Source organism: Amycolatopsis alba DSM 44262 (assembly GCF_000384215.1).
Taxonomy (GTDB): domain Bacteria; phylum Actinomycetota; class Actinomycetes; order Mycobacteriales; family Pseudonocardiaceae; genus Amycolatopsis; species Amycolatopsis alba.
This window is the reverse complement of the sequence record NZ_KB913032.1, coordinates 5,034,109-5,049,217: the sequence shown is the minus strand read 5'-3', so window position 1 is coordinate 5,049,217 and position 15,109 is coordinate 5,034,109. Positions and strand designations below refer to the sequence as shown.

Annotated in this window: 12 protein-coding genes and 2 tRNA genes; 5 read left to right on the top strand and 9 right to left on the bottom strand. The window is 66.9% G+C overall.

Going from position 1 to position 15,109, the window contains the following annotated elements:
- Positions 1–43: 43 nt before the first annotated feature.
- The 5 genes from ftsE to AMYAL_RS0124220 form a co-directional block, all read right to left on the bottom strand.
- The gene (gene ftsE, locus AMYAL_RS0124240) at positions 44–733 is read right to left on the bottom strand and encodes a cell division ATP-binding protein FtsE (protein ID WP_005168409.1); all 690 of its coding nucleotides are present in this window, start codon (positions 731–733) and stop codon (positions 44–46) included.
- A 135-nt stretch (positions 734–868) separates the two neighbouring features.
- Positions 869–1,972, bottom strand: a complete 1,104-nt coding sequence (gene prfB, locus AMYAL_RS0124235; RefSeq protein WP_020633848.1) for a peptide chain release factor 2 — start codon at positions 1,970–1,972, stop codon at positions 869–871.
- A 66-nt stretch (positions 1,973–2,038) separates the two neighbouring features.
- A complete protein-coding gene (locus AMYAL_RS0124230) occupies positions 2,039–2,539 on the bottom strand; it encodes a PadR family transcriptional regulator (protein WP_020633847.1) in 501 nt (166 codons plus the stop codon).
- A gap of 279 nt (positions 2,540–2,818) precedes the next feature.
- Positions 2,819–2,892 (bottom strand) — tRNA-Met (locus tag AMYAL_RS0124225).
- 83 nt (positions 2,893–2,975) lie between these two features.
- Entirely contained in the window at positions 2,976–3,569 is a 594-nt protein-coding gene (locus AMYAL_RS0124220; protein WP_020633846.1) for a TetR family transcriptional regulator, read from the bottom strand.
- 93 nt (positions 3,570–3,662) lie between these two features.
- Here AMYAL_RS0124220 and AMYAL_RS0124215 point away from each other — a divergent pair, with 93 nt between their 5' ends.
- On the top strand, positions 3,663–5,120 hold the full coding sequence (locus AMYAL_RS0124215) for an FAD-dependent monooxygenase (RefSeq protein WP_020633845.1): 1,458 nt from the start codon (positions 3,663–3,665) through the stop codon (positions 5,118–5,120).
- 235 nt (positions 5,121–5,355) lie between these two features.
- Here the strand turns inward: AMYAL_RS0124215 and AMYAL_RS0124210 are convergent.
- Positions 5,356–5,429 (bottom strand) — tRNA-Met (locus tag AMYAL_RS0124210).
- 67 nt (positions 5,430–5,496) lie between these two features.
- Positions 5,497–8,490, bottom strand: coding sequence for a UPF0182 family protein (locus AMYAL_RS0124205; protein ID WP_039794101.1), 2,994 nt, complete (start codon positions 8,488–8,490; stop codon positions 5,497–5,499).
- Positions 8,491–8,646: 156 nt separating this feature from the next.
- On the opposite strand from AMYAL_RS0124205, the gene AMYAL_RS0124200 reads away from it, so the two are divergent.
- On the top strand, positions 8,647–9,195 hold the full coding sequence (locus AMYAL_RS0124200) for a PPA1309 family protein (RefSeq protein ID WP_020633843.1): 549 nt from the start codon (positions 8,647–8,649) through the stop codon (positions 9,193–9,195).
- Positions 9,196–9,321: 126 nt separating this feature from the next.
- On the opposite strand, the gene AMYAL_RS0124195 is transcribed toward AMYAL_RS0124200, so the two are convergent.
- Positions 9,322–10,326, bottom strand: coding sequence for a YlbL family protein (locus tag AMYAL_RS0124195; protein WP_209447319.1), 1,005 nt, complete (start codon positions 10,324–10,326; stop codon positions 9,322–9,324).
- Between the two features lie 203 nt (positions 10,327–10,529).
- Between AMYAL_RS0124195 and AMYAL_RS0124190 the strand changes: the two genes are divergently transcribed.
- The gene (locus AMYAL_RS0124190; RefSeq protein ID WP_020633841.1) at positions 10,530–11,879 is read left to right on the top strand and encodes a zinc-dependent metalloprotease; all 1,350 of its coding nucleotides are present in this window, start codon (positions 10,530–10,532) and stop codon (positions 11,877–11,879) included.
- Positions 11,880–11,885: 6 nt separating this feature from the next.
- Here the strand turns inward: AMYAL_RS0124190 and AMYAL_RS0124185 are convergent, their stop codons facing one another.
- Positions 11,886–12,449 (bottom strand): M48 family metallopeptidase, encoded by a 564-nt coding sequence (locus AMYAL_RS0124185; RefSeq protein WP_020633840.1) that lies wholly within the window; start codon positions 12,447–12,449, stop codon positions 11,886–11,888.
- A 163-nt stretch (positions 12,450–12,612) separates the two neighbouring features.
- Here AMYAL_RS0124185 and AMYAL_RS0124180 point away from each other — a divergent pair, with 163 nt between their 5' ends.
- On the top strand, positions 12,613–13,647 hold the full coding sequence (locus AMYAL_RS0124180; RefSeq protein WP_020633839.1) for a hypothetical protein: 1,035 nt from the start codon (positions 12,613–12,615) through the stop codon (positions 13,645–13,647).
- Positions 13,648–13,724: 77 nt separating this feature from the next.
- Complete coding sequence (locus AMYAL_RS0124175; RefSeq protein ID WP_020633838.1) at positions 13,725–15,065, top strand: ABC1 kinase family protein; 1,341 nt, start codon at positions 13,725–13,727, stop codon at positions 15,063–15,065.
- Positions 15,066–15,109 lie beyond the last annotated feature (44 nt).

The window sequence follows — 15,109 nt, the reverse complement described above, 5'->3', positions numbered from 1 at the left end:
ATGTCCCTTGGAAGTCGTGGGTTACGGAAGAGGGCGGGGCCGGTCAGCGGCCGATGCCGTAGACGCCTCGGGCGTCGTCACGGATGACCTTGCCGAGCTGAAGCTCGACGACCCTGCGCCGCATCGAGTCCACGATCGAATGGTCGTGGGTGGCCATCAGCACCGTCGTGCCGGTGCGGTTGATCCGCTCCAGCAGCAACATGATGTCCTGGCTGGTGTCGGGGTCCAGGTTCCCGGTCGGTTCGTCGGCGAGCAGCACGAGCGGGCGGTTCACGAACGCGCGGGCGATCGCGACACGCTGCTGCTCACCACCGGACAGTTCGTTGGGGAGGCGGTCGGCCTTGCCGTCGAGGCCGACGAGTTCGAGAACCTCGGGCACGACCTTGCGGATCGTGGGACGCGGCTTGCCGATGACTTCGAGCGCGAAGGCGACGTTCTCGGCGACCGTCTTGTTCGACAGCAGCCGGAAGTCCTGGAAGACGCAGCCGATGGTCTGCCGCAGCCGCGGCACCCGGCGACGGGCGAGCTTGGCGACGTCGAAGTTGGAGACCATGACGCGACCCTTGCTCGGCACCTCTTCGCGCAGCAGGAGACGCAGGAAGGTCGACTTGCCGGATCCCGAGGGACCGATCAGGAAGACGAACTCACCTTTGTCGATCTCGACCGACACCCTTTCGAGGGCGGGACGGGTCGAGGTCTTGTAGACCTTGGAAACCTCTTCGAGCCGGATCACGGTTCGGCATACTACCCATGCCCGTCGTTAAGCCGGGGTAGCCCGGTCCCGGCGGCCAAGCGAGCAAGGGACCTTTGCTGTCACTCTCTCCCGGAGAGTGACAGCAAAGGTCCCTTGCTGTCTCACGCTGGGTTGTTACGCGGCTCCGGACTGCTTGCGCCAGCGGATGCCCGCCTCCAGGAAACCGTCGATCTCGCCGTCGAGCACGGACGACGGGTTGCCGACCTCGAACTCGGTCCGCAGGTCCTTGACCATCTGGTACGGGTGCAGCACGTAGGAGCGCATCTGGTTGCCCCAGCTGGAGCCGCCGTCCTTGAGCGCGTCCATCTCGGCGCGCTCTTCTTCCTTCTTCCGCAGCAGCAGCCGCGCCTGGAGCACCTTCATCGCGGCGGCCTTGTTCTGCAGCTGCGACTTTTCGTTCTGACACGAAACGACCACACCGGTCGGGATGTGCGTGATCCGCACCGCCGAGTCCGTCGTGTTGACGCTCTGGCCACCGGGGCCGGACGAGCGGTACACGTCGACGCGGATGTCCTTCTCGGGGATGTCGACGTGGTCGACCTCCTCGACCTCGGGCATCACCTCGACGTGCGCGAAGGAGGTCTGGCGACGGCTCTGGTTGTCGAAGGGCGAGATGCGCACCAGCCGGTGCGTGCCCTGCTCGACCGAGAGCGTGCCGTAGACGTAGGGCGCGGTCACCTTGAACGTGGCCGACTTGATGCCCGCCTCTTCGGCGTAGGAGATGTCGTAGACGTCCGTCGGGTAGTTGTGCCGCTCCGCCCACCGCAGGTACATCCGGAGCAGCATCTCGGCCCAGTCGGCCGCGTCGACGCCGCCCGCTTCGGACCGGATGGTGACCACGGCGTTCCGCGGGTCGTACTCACCCGACAGCAACGTGCGGACCTCGAGCCCGTCGATGTCCTTCGTGAGCGCCGTGAGCTCGGACTCGGACTCGGCCACACTGGCGGAGTCGCCCTCGGCCTCGGCCAGTTCATAGAGGACACCCAGGTCGTCGAGCCGCTGCCGCAGCTCGGAAATGCGTCGCAGCTCACTCTGCCGATGGGACAACTGGCTGGTGACCTTCTGCGCCGCTTCGGGGTCGTCCCAGAGGTTCGGGCTGGACGCCTGTTCCTCCAGCTCGGCCACCTGGGCACGCAGCGCGTCCAGGTCCATCACCGACTCGATCTGTGTCAGCTTGCCGGTCAGGTCCTTCAGGGCCGCATCGAACTCATCACTCACGTCGGACAAGGTTACGGCAAAACCCACGACCGGTTGCGGGGAACCGGTCGTGGGTACCTGTCCGGGTCAGGACTGGGGGATGGAATCCAGCAGTTTCAGTGCCGCTTTCGCCTGCGCCTGCGCGAACTCGGCGACCGCCTTGGCGTACGGGCCGTCGGCCCCCTTGGTGGCGGCCTTGGCCTCGTCGAGCTGCTGGGTGTAGCTGGCGCGCGCCGACTCGAGCAGAGTCGAGCGCTGCTTCACCGTCAGCGAGCCGGCGTGCACGAGACGCAGGATCAGCGGGCTGCGGAGGTGGTCAGGACCGGCTTCGGAGGACAGCCACGTCTTGAACGCCTTCTTGCCCGCCGCGGTGATGAGGTACTGCTGGCTCGACCGCGGACCCTGCTTGCCGAGGCGGACGAGGCCCTCCTTCGACAAGGCGGGGAGCTCCCGGTACACCTGGCTGCGGGTCACGCTGAAGAAGGCGCCGAAACGCTCACCCGCCCCCGCGACCAGTTGCCCGCCCGTGGCGGGACCGTCGTGGAGAAGACCGAGCAGTGCGGCGGCTGTTGCATTCAATTCGGACACGCTCTCTACGGTCCCACTTTTCGGAACCTGTGTCCACTGTGGTCAGCACATCTGTCCATTGTGGCTAGTGATATGCGCTCATTCGGCCCAACGCACTACGCCTGTCCACAATGGACCGAACACGCTACGCAACCGGCTTCGGCCACGGACAGCGGTACGCGTCCCCCGCCCCGACCAACGGCGGCGAGTGATCGACCCGGAGGGCACACGGCCACGAAACCGGAAAAAGAAGAAGCGCGGATCTGCGATTTCCGCAGATCCGCGCTTCCTTTTTTCTCGTAGCGGGGACAGGATTTGAACCTGCGACCTCTGGGTTATGAGCCCAGCGAGCTACCGAGCTGCTCCACCCCGCGTCGTTGTGTTAATAGATTACACGGGGGCGAAACCGGGTTTCAGGGGGGTACCCCTAACTTCTCAAAGCGCCCCTGACCTGCCTTTATGACGAGACTTTGTCATCCAGCCACGCGAAGACGCCGTTGAGCACCATGGTCAGCCCGTCACCGAATCTGCCCTCGATGTCCTCGTCGAGGGCCCACCCCGCTGCCGTGAGGTCATAACGCGGGTCCCGTTCGCCCGGAACCGGATAAACGGCCTGTTCTTCGATCGTGAAGCCGACGACGTAGCTGTAAACGGTGAAGAACGCTCGTCCAGCCAGGTACGGTTCGAGCCCGGCATCGACGCGCCCTTGAAGCGGATTGCCGACGATCAGGCTCTCGTCGGTCATGAAGGTGCCGGCGAAGACCTTTGCCCCGTCACGGTAAGCGAGCATCATCCGGCGCAAAGCCCGCGACGCCAGCTCAAGCGAGTCCCGCTCCCCCAAGCCTTCCGGCACGCGGCCCGGCATCGCGTCGGCGTACATCCGTGTCGCCATCTCGTCGAGCAGCTCTTGTTTGTTCTTCACATGCCAGTACAGCGCCGGCGCCTTGACGCCGAGCTCCTGTGCGATCAGGCGGAGCGTCAGCCCGTTGAGCCCGACGTCGTTGAGCAGCCGAAGCCCGGCGCGGACGATGTCCTGCCTGGTCAGACCCACTTTCAACCTTCTTTCCCGTGATCGAGGCTTGACAATTTAACGATGTTAAGGGCAGGCTGAGCGCAGGTCAATTTAACGTTGTTAAGGAGTGGTATGAACAACCTGGGGACGGACGTGGTCGTGGCCGGAGCGGGGCCGACCGGGCTGATGCTGGCCCACGAGCTCGCGCTCGCCGGCGTCGATGTCGTGGTACTGGAACGGCTTCCCGAGCGCACAGGACTGTCGAAAGCGCTGAACCTCCAGCCGCGCACCGCGGAAATGCTGGAACTGCGCGGACTTCTGCACGGCGCCGAGGAGCGTTCGTTCACGACGGTGCAGGACGGTCACTTCGCGATGATCCCCGTCGGCTACGACGGCTGGGACACCCGCTTCCCTTTCCAGCTGGGGATTCCGCAGGCTCAGGTCGAGGCCTACCTGGAGGAACAGCTTGCCACGCAAGGAACGAAGGTGCTGCGAGGCGCCGAAGTAATCGATTTCGTTCAGGACAAAGACTCTGTCTCTGTCCGGTACCGAACAAATGGTGGCGAAACCCGGCTACGCGCGAAGTTCCTCGTCGGCTGCGACGGAGGTCGAAGCGTTGTACGAAAAGGACTGGATGTGGACTTTCCCGGTGTAAACGGTGAAGGTTTCGGCATGGTCGCGGACGTCCTGTTCGACAAAATCCCTGACGGCGCGCAAAAACAGTGGCGAACGATGCGGAACGTCGGCGGGGCGACAGGTGACACCACGTTCAAAGGCCTGATTCCGTTGGGAGAACCGGGGCTTTACCGCTTCGTGTACGGCGACAGGGCCTCGCGGCCCGCGGATATCCGGTCCGCCGTCTCGCATGACGAAGTCCGGCGCGCCTTGCTCGAGTCGTACGGCGACTCCGCGACGGTGTCGGAAATCCGGTGGGCGTCACAGTTTTCCGATGCCGCGCGACAAGCGGAGCACTACCGCGTCGGGCGGGTACTGCTGGCGGGCGATGCCGCGCACATCCATTTCCCCGCCGGCGGTCAGGGCCTGAACCTGGGTGTGCAGGACGCCATGAACCTGGGCTGGAAGCTCGCCGCGACCGTGCGTGGCTGGGCCGGTGACGACCTGCTCGACACGTACGAGGCCGAGCGGCACCCTGTCGGCGCTCAAGTACTGCACAACGTCGCCGCTCAGACAGGGCTGATTCCGCGGTCTCACGAGTCTCGCGCGCTTCGCGCCGTTTTCGCCGATCTGGCGGCGCTGCCCGAGGTGAGCCGGCACCTGTCGGGCATGGTCTCCGGTCTCGGGATCCGCTACGCGACCTACGGGACGTCGCATCCGGCGCTCGGCTCGCGGCTGACCGACCAGGATGTCGCCACCGAGGCCGGCCCGCTTCGTCCCAGCACGCTCTTTCACAACGGTGACTTCGTGCTCCTGACGACCAGTCCGGCCCACACCGACGCCGCCAGGGCTCAGGCCCGCTCACCGCGCCTGACGACCCAACTGGTCACGTCCCTGCCGTGGCCGTCCACGGACGCCGTCCTCTACCGCCCCGACGGCTACGCCTGCTGGGTCACCCCCACCCCGACGCGATAGCAAAGGTCCCCCGCTACCGCCCCGCGATACCAAAGGTCCCCCGCTACCCGCCGCCACTCGGCGCGATACCAAAGGTCCCTTGCTACCACCGCAACCCCCAAACACCACGCACCGACCACTCGGGGGGTCCAGGGGGCGGAGCCCTCCCTGGCGGGGGTCCGGGGGTTCGACCCCCGGAGACAAAACGAAGGAGGCCCGGTCTGCGCAATCCGCAGACACGGGCCTCCCACCTCTGTAGCGGGGACAGGATTTGAACCTGCGACCTCTGGGTTATGAGCCCAGCGAGCTACCGAGCTGCTCCACCCCGCGTTGTGACACCTACCTTACGCCTACGTTTCGAGCAGGCGCAAAGCAGGTGCCCCTTTGGTAAGCGACGTCACCCTCCGGGCTTGTTGGCGGGCGGCGCGCCACTCGCCGGCGGGCTCGCCTTGGCTGCCTCGTAGGCCCGGTAAGCGACATCGAGTGCGGCGAGGGCGGCACCTTGATCCGCGTAGTTGCCCGACTGCTGGGCCGCCTTGTACTTGGCCCAGGCGTCATGCATCTCACCGGCGGCCTTTTCGAGCGCCGGGTTGCCACTGACGGGCGGTTGCGGCGTCGTCGTGCCCGGCGGCGGCGGCGTCGTGGTTCCGGGAGTGCCACCGGTCTGAGGCGGTGTGACCCCGGATCCGGTGCCCGCACCGAAGACCTGATCGAGCGCTTCGTTGAGCGTCGGCGCGAAGCCGATCTTCGTGCCGTAGGAGACCAGGACTCGGGCCAGCTGCGGATAGCTCAGCTGGTTCCGTTGCCGGATGTAGACCGGTTCCACATAGAGGAAGCCGTTGGCGACGGGCAGGGTGATCAGGTTTCCGTAGGTGACCGTGACGTTCGGGTTGTTGAACAGTGTCCGGTCCTGCGCGACCCGCGGGTCACTTTGGAATCTGTTCTGGACCTGGACGGGTCCGTCCACCTGGGTCGCGCCACTAGCTCCTGTCGGCAGTCTCAGGACCCGCATTCGCCCGTAGTCTTCGGGATCGGACGATACCGACATCCAGGCTGCCAGATACTGCCGTTGGAGACCGGTCAGTGAACTGGTGAGCTGGAACCGCGACTTGGCGTCTCCCGGCGCGGTGGCCAGGACGTAGTAGCCGGGCTGGTTGGCGATACCGGAGGCGGACGCGTTCACTCCGCCTTCCTGCGTCGGGTCCTGGGGGACACTCCAGAAGGCCTGCTGAGCGTAGAACTCGGCGGGGTTGTTCACGTGGTACTTCGACAGGAGTTCCCGCTGCACCTTGAAGAGATCTTCGGGGTAGCGGAAGTGTGACCGCAGGTCCGGGGAGATCTCAGTGCTCGGCTTGACCAGTCCGGGGAAGACCTTCTTCCAGGCGTTCAGCACCGGCTCGTTGTCCTCGACCCCGTACAGGGTCACGGTGCCGTCGAACGCGTCGACGGTGGCCTTGACCGAGTTGCGGATGTAGTTGATCGAAGAGTTCGCCTGGCGGGTCGTGCCGCTGAGCGAGTCGTTGGTGGCCTGGCCGAGCTGGGTCTGCTGGGCGTACGGGAAGTTGTTCATCGTCGTGTAGCCGTCGACGATCCAGATGATCTTGCCGTTGACGACCGCCGGGTACGGGTCGCCGTCGAGAGTCAGCCACGGGGCAGCCTTCGCGACACGCTCCCGCGGCTCGCGGTTGAACATGATCTTGGATCCGTCGCCAATGGCGTCGGAGAAGAGAATGTTCCGCTCGCCGTACTCTGCGGCAAAGACGAGCCGGTTGAACCAGTTGTCGATCGGCACGCCGCCGGAACCCTTGTAGATGTAACCGCGGTCGACCGCGGTGTCGTACTCGCCGGGCGCCTGTCCCGCCTTGCCGCCGACGATCGCGTACGCGGCGTCGGTCGCGAGCTCGCCGTAGTAGATACGGGGCTCGTCCACCTTGATACCGGGCTTGTTCGGGTCGGACGACCCGGCGCCCGCCGGGTTCTGGGTGTCGCTGGTGGTGGCGATCGGGTAGCCACCGTCGGAGTTGGCGTCCTTCAGTGCACGGTCGATCGTGTTGGCCGGCGCGGCGACGAAGCCGTTTCCGTGCGTGTAGACGAGGTGCTTGTTGATCCAGTTCGTCTGATTGCCGGTGAGGCCTTCGGTCTTGATTTCCTTGGCCGCGACGATGTAGTCCTGCGTGACACCGTTGAGGGTGTAGCGGTCGATGTCCAGCTTGGACGGGAAGCCGTAGAAGTTCTCACGGCCGACGCGCTGGGTGAACGTGTCGCTGAGGATGTTCGGGTCGAGGAGCCGGATGTTCGGGACAGTCCCCTTGTCCGCCTTGATCTCCGCGGAGGTCGCCTCGGATTTGCCGGTGTAGTCCTGGTATTCGACATTGGTCAGGCCGAACGCCTGACGTGTCGCATCCATGTTGCGCTGGATCGACGCCGACTCTTTCTCGTTGGCGTTGGGCTTCACGGAGAACTGGTCGAGCACCGCGGGCCACGCGACACCGACGAGCACGTTCGACAGGATCAGCAGCACCAAAGCGATCGCGGGCAGCTGCAGGTTGCGCAGGAACGCCCCGGCGAAGAACGCGACGGCACAGATCACCGAGATGCACAGAAGGATCAGCTTCGCGGGCAGGACCGCGTTCAAGTCGGTATAGGTCGCACCGACGAACAGCGGGGCTCCCCGATCGGACAGCAGCAGGTTGTAGCGGTCGAAGAAGTACTCGACCGCCTTCAACAGCACGAAGATGCCGATGGTGATGGCAAGCTGGGCGCGGGTCGGGCCGGCGAGCTGGCCGCCCTTGCCCGCGAGCCGGATACCGCCGAAGACGTAGTGCGAGATCAGCGCACCGAAGAACGCGATGACGACCGCGATGAACAGCCAGCCCAGGAGCCAGTTGTAGAACGGCAGGTCAAAGGCGTAGAAGCCGACGTCGTTGCCGAACTCGGGATCGGTCTGACCGAACGGCGTGCCGTTCAGGAACAACTGCACGACCTGCCAGTCACTCTGCGCGGACGCGCCGGCGATGAGCCCGGTGAGCACCGGGATGCCGATGCCGAACAGGCGGATCCGGCCGACGATCGCGGACCGATAGCGCGCGAGCGGGTCGTCGTTGCCGGAAACCGGCACGAAGACGGGCCTGGACCGGTACGCGATCATCAGGCTGATCGCGAGCGCACCCCCCACCAAAAGCCCGACCGCGAAGAACAAGACGACACGGGTGATCAGCACCGTGCTGAACACCGTCCGGGCACCGACCTCGCCGAACCACAACCAGTCGACGTAGGTGTCCAGCAGTCTCGCGCCCAGCAGCAGGGCCAGAATGACTACGGCGGCGATGATGAGCAGTATCCGGCTGCGCCGGGACAGCTTCGGCAGGCTCACGGGGGGCCGAGTGGCCACTGCACACGCTCCTGGTTTGGTGAACTTTTCGCAGGGGCGCGCGTACCGCATGCGGCCCCTGATGCTCTAACTCTACGGATGCCGTCAGAAGTTCCCGGAACCCGCCCAAACCGGACTCGGAAGGCCGCTGCCCCGACCGCCTGGAACGATGTGCCAATGGCACCGAGTGAGCAGCAGGGCGTGGCCGGCCTGGCCCGTGAAGTCGAGGAGTTCGTCGCCTCCGGAGGATGGGATCAGCCGCCGCAGTTGTTCGCGCTGGTCCCGACCGCGGCACTGCTGGACGAGCAGCCCGAACTGGCCGGGCAACTCGACGCGTCGGCCCCGCTGACGCCGGTCGCCCAGGAGTCGCTGCCGGGTGGCGATCTGGGTGAGGCGCTGGCGCAGATCGCGTGGCCCGATCTGGTGCTGGGATGCGCGCTCGCGCAGGAGATCATCGTGCTGCCGCCGGACGCCGAAGCCGAGCTTCCGGTCGTGCCCGAGACCGACGCCGAACGCCTGCGTCAAGCGGCCGCTGACCACCCGCGACGTACCGAGGCCCGGCTCGTGGCCGCTGTGCTGCGGGATGGCGCCGGAGCGTGCGTCATGCGGCTTCGCGGTGCCGGGCAGCCCGAAGAACCCGGTGACGTCCCCGTCGACGAGATCATCGAGAACCCGGAGCTGGCCCCCAACCTGCTCGAAGCCCTGAAGGCGACCCTGCTCCCCTGACCTGCAAAAAGAGAGCAAGGGACCTTTGCTATCGCCTGCCCCAGTACGCACGCTGGGCGATACCAAAGGTCCCTTGCTCTCTTCAGACCCGCAGGCGATAGCAAAGGTCCCTTGCTCCCCCAGCCGTCAGCAGGAGGCGGTGGGCCGTCCCGCCTTGAGGTTTTCGAGCTGCGCGATCGCCTCGTCCAGCGTGGATACCTTGATCAGGTTCAGGCCATCGGGTGCGGCGGTCTTCGCCTCGGCACAGTTGTGCGCGGGCACGAGGAAGTCGGTGGCACCGGCTTCACGTGCGCCGACCACCTTGAACGAGATGCCGCCGATCGCGCCGACGACGCCCTTTTCCGAGATTTCACCCGTCCCGGCGATGTGCCTGCCACCGGCGAGGTCGCCGGGTTCCATCTTGTCGACGACCGCGAGCGCGAACATCAGGCCTGCCGACGGGCCGCCGACGTCCTGAAGCGAGATCTTCACATCGAAAGGAACATCGGCGCGGTCCACCGCGGTCAGGCCCATGAAGCCTTCCGGACCATCGGGCCGCTGCGCGAGCGTGAGCGGCACGGTGCGTTCTGCCTGCCCGTCGGATTTGAACGTGATCTGGACGGTCTGCCCTGGCTTCGTCCCGTTCAGCGCGGCCCGCACATCGGTCGCCTCGGCGACCGTCTTCCCGTTGACCACCAGAAGCCGGTCACCAGGGGCGAGCACCTTGTCCGCCGGACTGCCGGAGACGATCGTCTTCGCGAGCACCTTCACAGGGAACTTGCGCCGCAGCGCCGCGACCTGGGCAGCGGTCTGCGAGTCCTGCAGCTGCTGGATGTTCTCCTGACGGACCTGCTCATTGGTCTCGCCCGGCTTGAAATACTCCTCGCGCGGAGCCAGCGCGTACCGGCCGCTCGCCCAGAGCCCGAGCGCGTTGAACAGCGTGATGCCGCCATCGCGCAGGGAGACCGTCGTCATCCGCAGCTCGCCGGAGGTCTGGAAGATCTCATGCCCGTTGACCTGGATCACCGGCTGTCCGGCGGCGTCCTTGCCGAGGGTGTCGTAGGTCGGGCCGGGGCTGATCGCCACGTATGGCACCGGGATGAAGAACCCGACCAGCGCGAACGCGACGAACAACGCACCGCTGACCAGCAGGGTCCAGCCTCGCCGGGTCAGCCGCCGTTCGGAGCGGTCCTGGTCACTCGCGGAGCCCGCACGGCTCCGCGTTGCTGTGGTCTGCTCCGAGGGCTCAGTCACGCGTGACAGCGTACGGTGACGGTGTTCGCTTCTCGGTGAAGGCCACGCTCATCACTCCACTTGACGAGCTCCGCGTCCCAGGACCCGCGTACGGTGGTGCCATGAGCAAACCCCCGTTCGGCTTCGGACCGCCCGATCCCGACAAACGAGGCGAGAACGAGCCGTCGGATTCCGGCGGCCAGCCCTCCGGCGCCGAGGCCTTCAATCAGCTCGGTCAGATGCTCAGCCAGCTGGGCCAGATGCTCAGCCAGGCCGGCAGCTCGACCGGGCCGGTCAACTACGACCTGGCGAAACAGATCGCGTTGCAGAACCTCAGCAGCAGCGACAGCGGCGACGTCAAGCTCGGCTTTTCGTCATCAAGTGGCGGCGACTCGAACACAGCCGTCCGTGACGCCGCCCACCTCGCCGAGCTGTGGCTCGACGCCGCGACGATCCTGCCCGCCGGAGCTACGACGACCGTCGCGTGGTCCGCGCGTACCTGGGTCGAGAAGACCCTGCCTACCTGGCAGCGCCTCTGCGACCCCGTCGCCCAGCAGGTCTCGGGCGCCTGGGTCCAGGCACTGCCTGACGAGGCCAAGCAGGCCGCCGGCCCGCTGCTGTCGATGATGGGGCAGATGGGCGGGATGGCCTTCGGCTCCCAGCTCGGTAACGCCCTGGCTCAGTTGGCTTCCGAAGTGCTCACCTCCACCGAGGTCGGCCTGCCGCTCGGCCCCGCGGCCACCTCCGCGCTCTTGCCGGCGAACATCGAGAAGTTCACCGAGGGCCTGGAGCTGCCGACCAGCGAGGTGCTGGTCTTCATCGCCGCGCGCGAGGCCGCCCACCAACGGCTGTTCGCGCACGTTCCCTGGCTGCGGCAGCGTCTGCTGGCCACGGTCGAGGAGTTCGCGAGCGGGATCTCCGTCGACACCTCGGCGCTGGAACAGCTCGCGGGCCAGATCGACCCGTCGAACCCGGCCAGCATCGAAGAGGCCATGTCCTCCGGTCTGCTCGAGCCCCAGACCTCGCCCGAGCAGAAGGCGGCCCTGAACCGGCTGGAGACCCTGCTCGCGCTGGTCGAAGGCTGGGTCGACGTCGTGGTCGCCGAGGCCATCGGCGACCGCCTCCCTGGCGCGGACGCGCTCCGGGAGACGCTGCGCCGCCGCCGTGCCACGGGTGGCCCGGCCGAGCAGACCTTCGCCACCTTGGTCGGGCTCGAGCTCCGGCCCAGGCGGATGCGAGCGGCTTCCGCACTGTGGAAGCTGGTCGGCGACCAGCACGGCATCGAGAAGCGGGACGGCCTCTGGTCGCACCCCGACCTCATGCCGACCGCCGGAGATCTCGACGAGCCGCTGGACTTCGCCGAACGTCTCGGCGATGGCGAGTCGACCCTCGAAGGCATCGACCCGATCGCCGAGATCGAACGCACCGAGCGCGAGAAGAACAAGCCCAAGGACGACGAAGACAAGAGCTGAGGCACGTCAGTCCTCCGCCGCGATGCCCCATCCGGCGGCGGAGGACAAGCCCTCCAGATAGCCGATGGCGCGCTCGGTCTTGGGATAACGGCGAACGAGCTCCCAGAACGCCGCGTTGTGCCCTGGTTCCTTCAAATGTGCGAGTTCGTGCACGAGGACGTAGTCCAGCACCCATGCCGGCACCCGGCGCAGGCGATCACTGACCCTGATCGTCGCGTCGACCGGCGTGCAGGACGCCCACCTCGTGCGCATCGGCGGCACCCAGCGAACGCTCGCGGGTATCGCCTTTCCGTCCAGAAACTTCGCCGAGAGCACGGCGCAGCGCGCCAGCAGCGCCTCGTCCGAGGCCTTCGGCGGTGCGGCCTGCCTCGGCCCCTTGCGCAGCAGTTTGCGCTGCATCTCGGCTACCCAGTGCTTCTCCTCGGCCCGTGTCATCCGGGCAGGGATCAGCACGACGAGGGTGTCCTCGTCCCAGTACGCGGTGACGGTCCGATGACGGCGTTGGCTACGCCGTACCTCGACCTTGTGTTCGGGAGTGTCCGACGGATTCGTCGTGTCCCGGCTCCTCAATGAGGGCGTCCGTGCTTCGACCACTCGACCACGGTAAGGCCAGTCACCGACAACTCCGAGGGCCGAAAGGTCACAGCCTCGAGTTGTCCACAACGGGGCCAACCTGTGGATAACTCGCGTCTTTCTTGGCGTCCGGCGGGCGGACCGGTGCGATCCTGCGATCATGAACCTGCGCGAACCGGATCTGCGATCGATCATCCTGCCCGCCTTCCCGGCCCTGCTTCCCGGCCTGGATGTGCTGGAACGCGGAAACGGCGAGATCCAGATCGGCCTCGACCCCGCACACGCCGTGGTGATCGCCGGAGTCGCCACCGAGGTGGCCGAAGCGCTCCGTGAACTGGACGGAAAACGGGCCGCCGACGACATCGTGCTCGCGCAGAGCGAACATGACGAACAGCTGCGGGACCTGATGACGGACCTGACGGCCAGGGGACTCGTGACCGACGCGGGGGAACCACAGCGGCATCCCGTACCGAAGCCGGAGACGGGCCTCTGGTCGCTTCGTGCCCGCCACCATCACGCGGCCATGACGGCGCGCCGCAAGCGCACCGCGGTGGCGATCCACGGCGACGGCAGGCTGGCTGTGGCCATCGCCGTCCTGCTCGCCAACGGCGGAGTCGGGCACATCGACGTCCGGGCGTCGGGCACGGTCCGCGAACGTGATCTGGGCTCTGGCTACACGGAGGCCGAAATCGGCATGCAACGCCGGGACGCGATGGTTCAGGTGGTGCACCGCACCGGGCCGGACACGTCGACCTCCCGGCTCTACTCGGACCGCCGGCCGGAACTCGCGCTGCTCACCGACGCCGTGGTGCCTGCGCCAGAGGTGGTCGAGGAACTCTTCCGGAACGGGATCAGCCACCTGCCGGTCCGCGTCCGGGACGGGATCGGCATCGTCGGGCCGCTGGTGGTGCCCGGCCGCAGCAGCTGCCTGCGCTGCGCCGACCTGCACCGCGCCGGGCGTGACGAGTCCTGGCCGAGGGTGGCGAGCCAGCTCGCGGGACGTGTCCAGCAGCCGGACCTCGGCGCCGTGCAAGCGTGTGCCGCGCTGGCCGCCGCACAGGCGCTCCGGCTGCTCTCACCCAGCGACAAGGCACCGCCCGCGTGGAACGCCACCCTGGAGATCGACTTCTTCGACGGGGCGATCCGTCATCGCGACTGGCCGCCGCACTCCGGATGCGGATGCGGCGCCCGGTGATACCGCGAGCGACGTAGCCCACACGCACGCCCCCAACAGGCTGCGCAAGCGGAGTGAATCAAGGCAGAATCGCGAAGGTGACCGACTCCCGCAACGCCGAGGACCGAGATGCAGCCATCCCCCGCAACGGGGCAGCGCGAACGGCGAAGCTGGCCAGTATCCCGCTCGGCATAGCGGGCCGGGCGGTCGGAGGCTGGGGCAGGCGGCTGACCGGGCAGAGTGCCGAAGAGGTCAACGCGACACTGTCCGCCAAGGCCGCGGAGCAGCTCTTCGAGGTCCTAGGCACGCTCAAGGGCGGCGCGATGAAGTTCGGCCAGGCGCTGAGTGTCTTCGAAGCCGCGGTGCCCGACGAGATGGCAAAGCCCTATCGCGAGGCCCTGACGAAGCTCCAGGCCGCGGCGCCGCCCATGCCCACCCGGCAGACCCACCGTGTCCTCGCCGAGCAGCTGGGGCGTACCTGGCGGCAGCGGTTCGCGGCCTTCGACGACGCACCGGCCGCGTCCGCGAGCATCGGCCAGGTCCACCGCGCGACCTGGCACGACGGCCGCGAAGTCGCCGTCAAGGTGCAATACCCCGGTGCCGATGACGCGTTGCGGAGCGACCTTCGACAGCTCCAGCGTTTCAGCAGGTTGTTCCAGGCCTTCGTGCCGGGGACCGAGGTGAAACCGCTCCTGGCGGAACTCGCCGAGCGGATGCACGAGGAGCTCGACTACCAGGCGGAAGCCCAGAACCAGCGCGCTTTCGTGAAGGCGTTCGAAGGCGTCCACGGGTTCCTGATCCCACGGGTGGTCGCCAGCGCGCCAAAGGTCGTCGTCACGGAGTGGGTCACCGGCACTCCGCTGTCGAAGATCATCGCCGGCGGCGACAAAGAGGCGCGAGACCGAGCAGGCCGCCTGCTCACCGAGTTCCACTACTCGTCGCCGGAACGGGCACGGCTCCTGCATTCGGACCCGCATCCCGGCAACTTCATGCTGACCGCCGACGGCAGGCTGTGCGTGATCGACTTCGGCGGAGTGTCCCGGTTGCCCGAAGGGATTCCGCAGCACCTCGGCGAGATGACCAGGCTGGCGCTCGACGGCGAGTCCTCGAAGCTCATGCGGCTGCTCAGGGAATCCGGCTTCATCCGGGCCGACGCGGATCTGCAGGCCGATGACGTGCTCGCCTACCTTGCGCCGTTCACCGAACCGCTGGCGGGCGACACGTTCCACTTCACCCGGCGGTGGATGCAGCGGCAGGCGGGCCGGGTCGGCGACACCCGCGGCCGGGATTTCCGGATCGGCCGCTCACTCAACCTGCCGCCCGAGTACCTGATGATCCACCGGGTGACCGCCGGGTCGACCGGCATCCTCTGTCAGCTCGACGCGGAGATCCCCGCCCGCGCGATCGTCGAACGGTGGCAGCCGGGCTTCGCGGCCTGAGAAGTTATCCACAGGGAACGGTGCGGCTGAGCCAAAAACGTGGT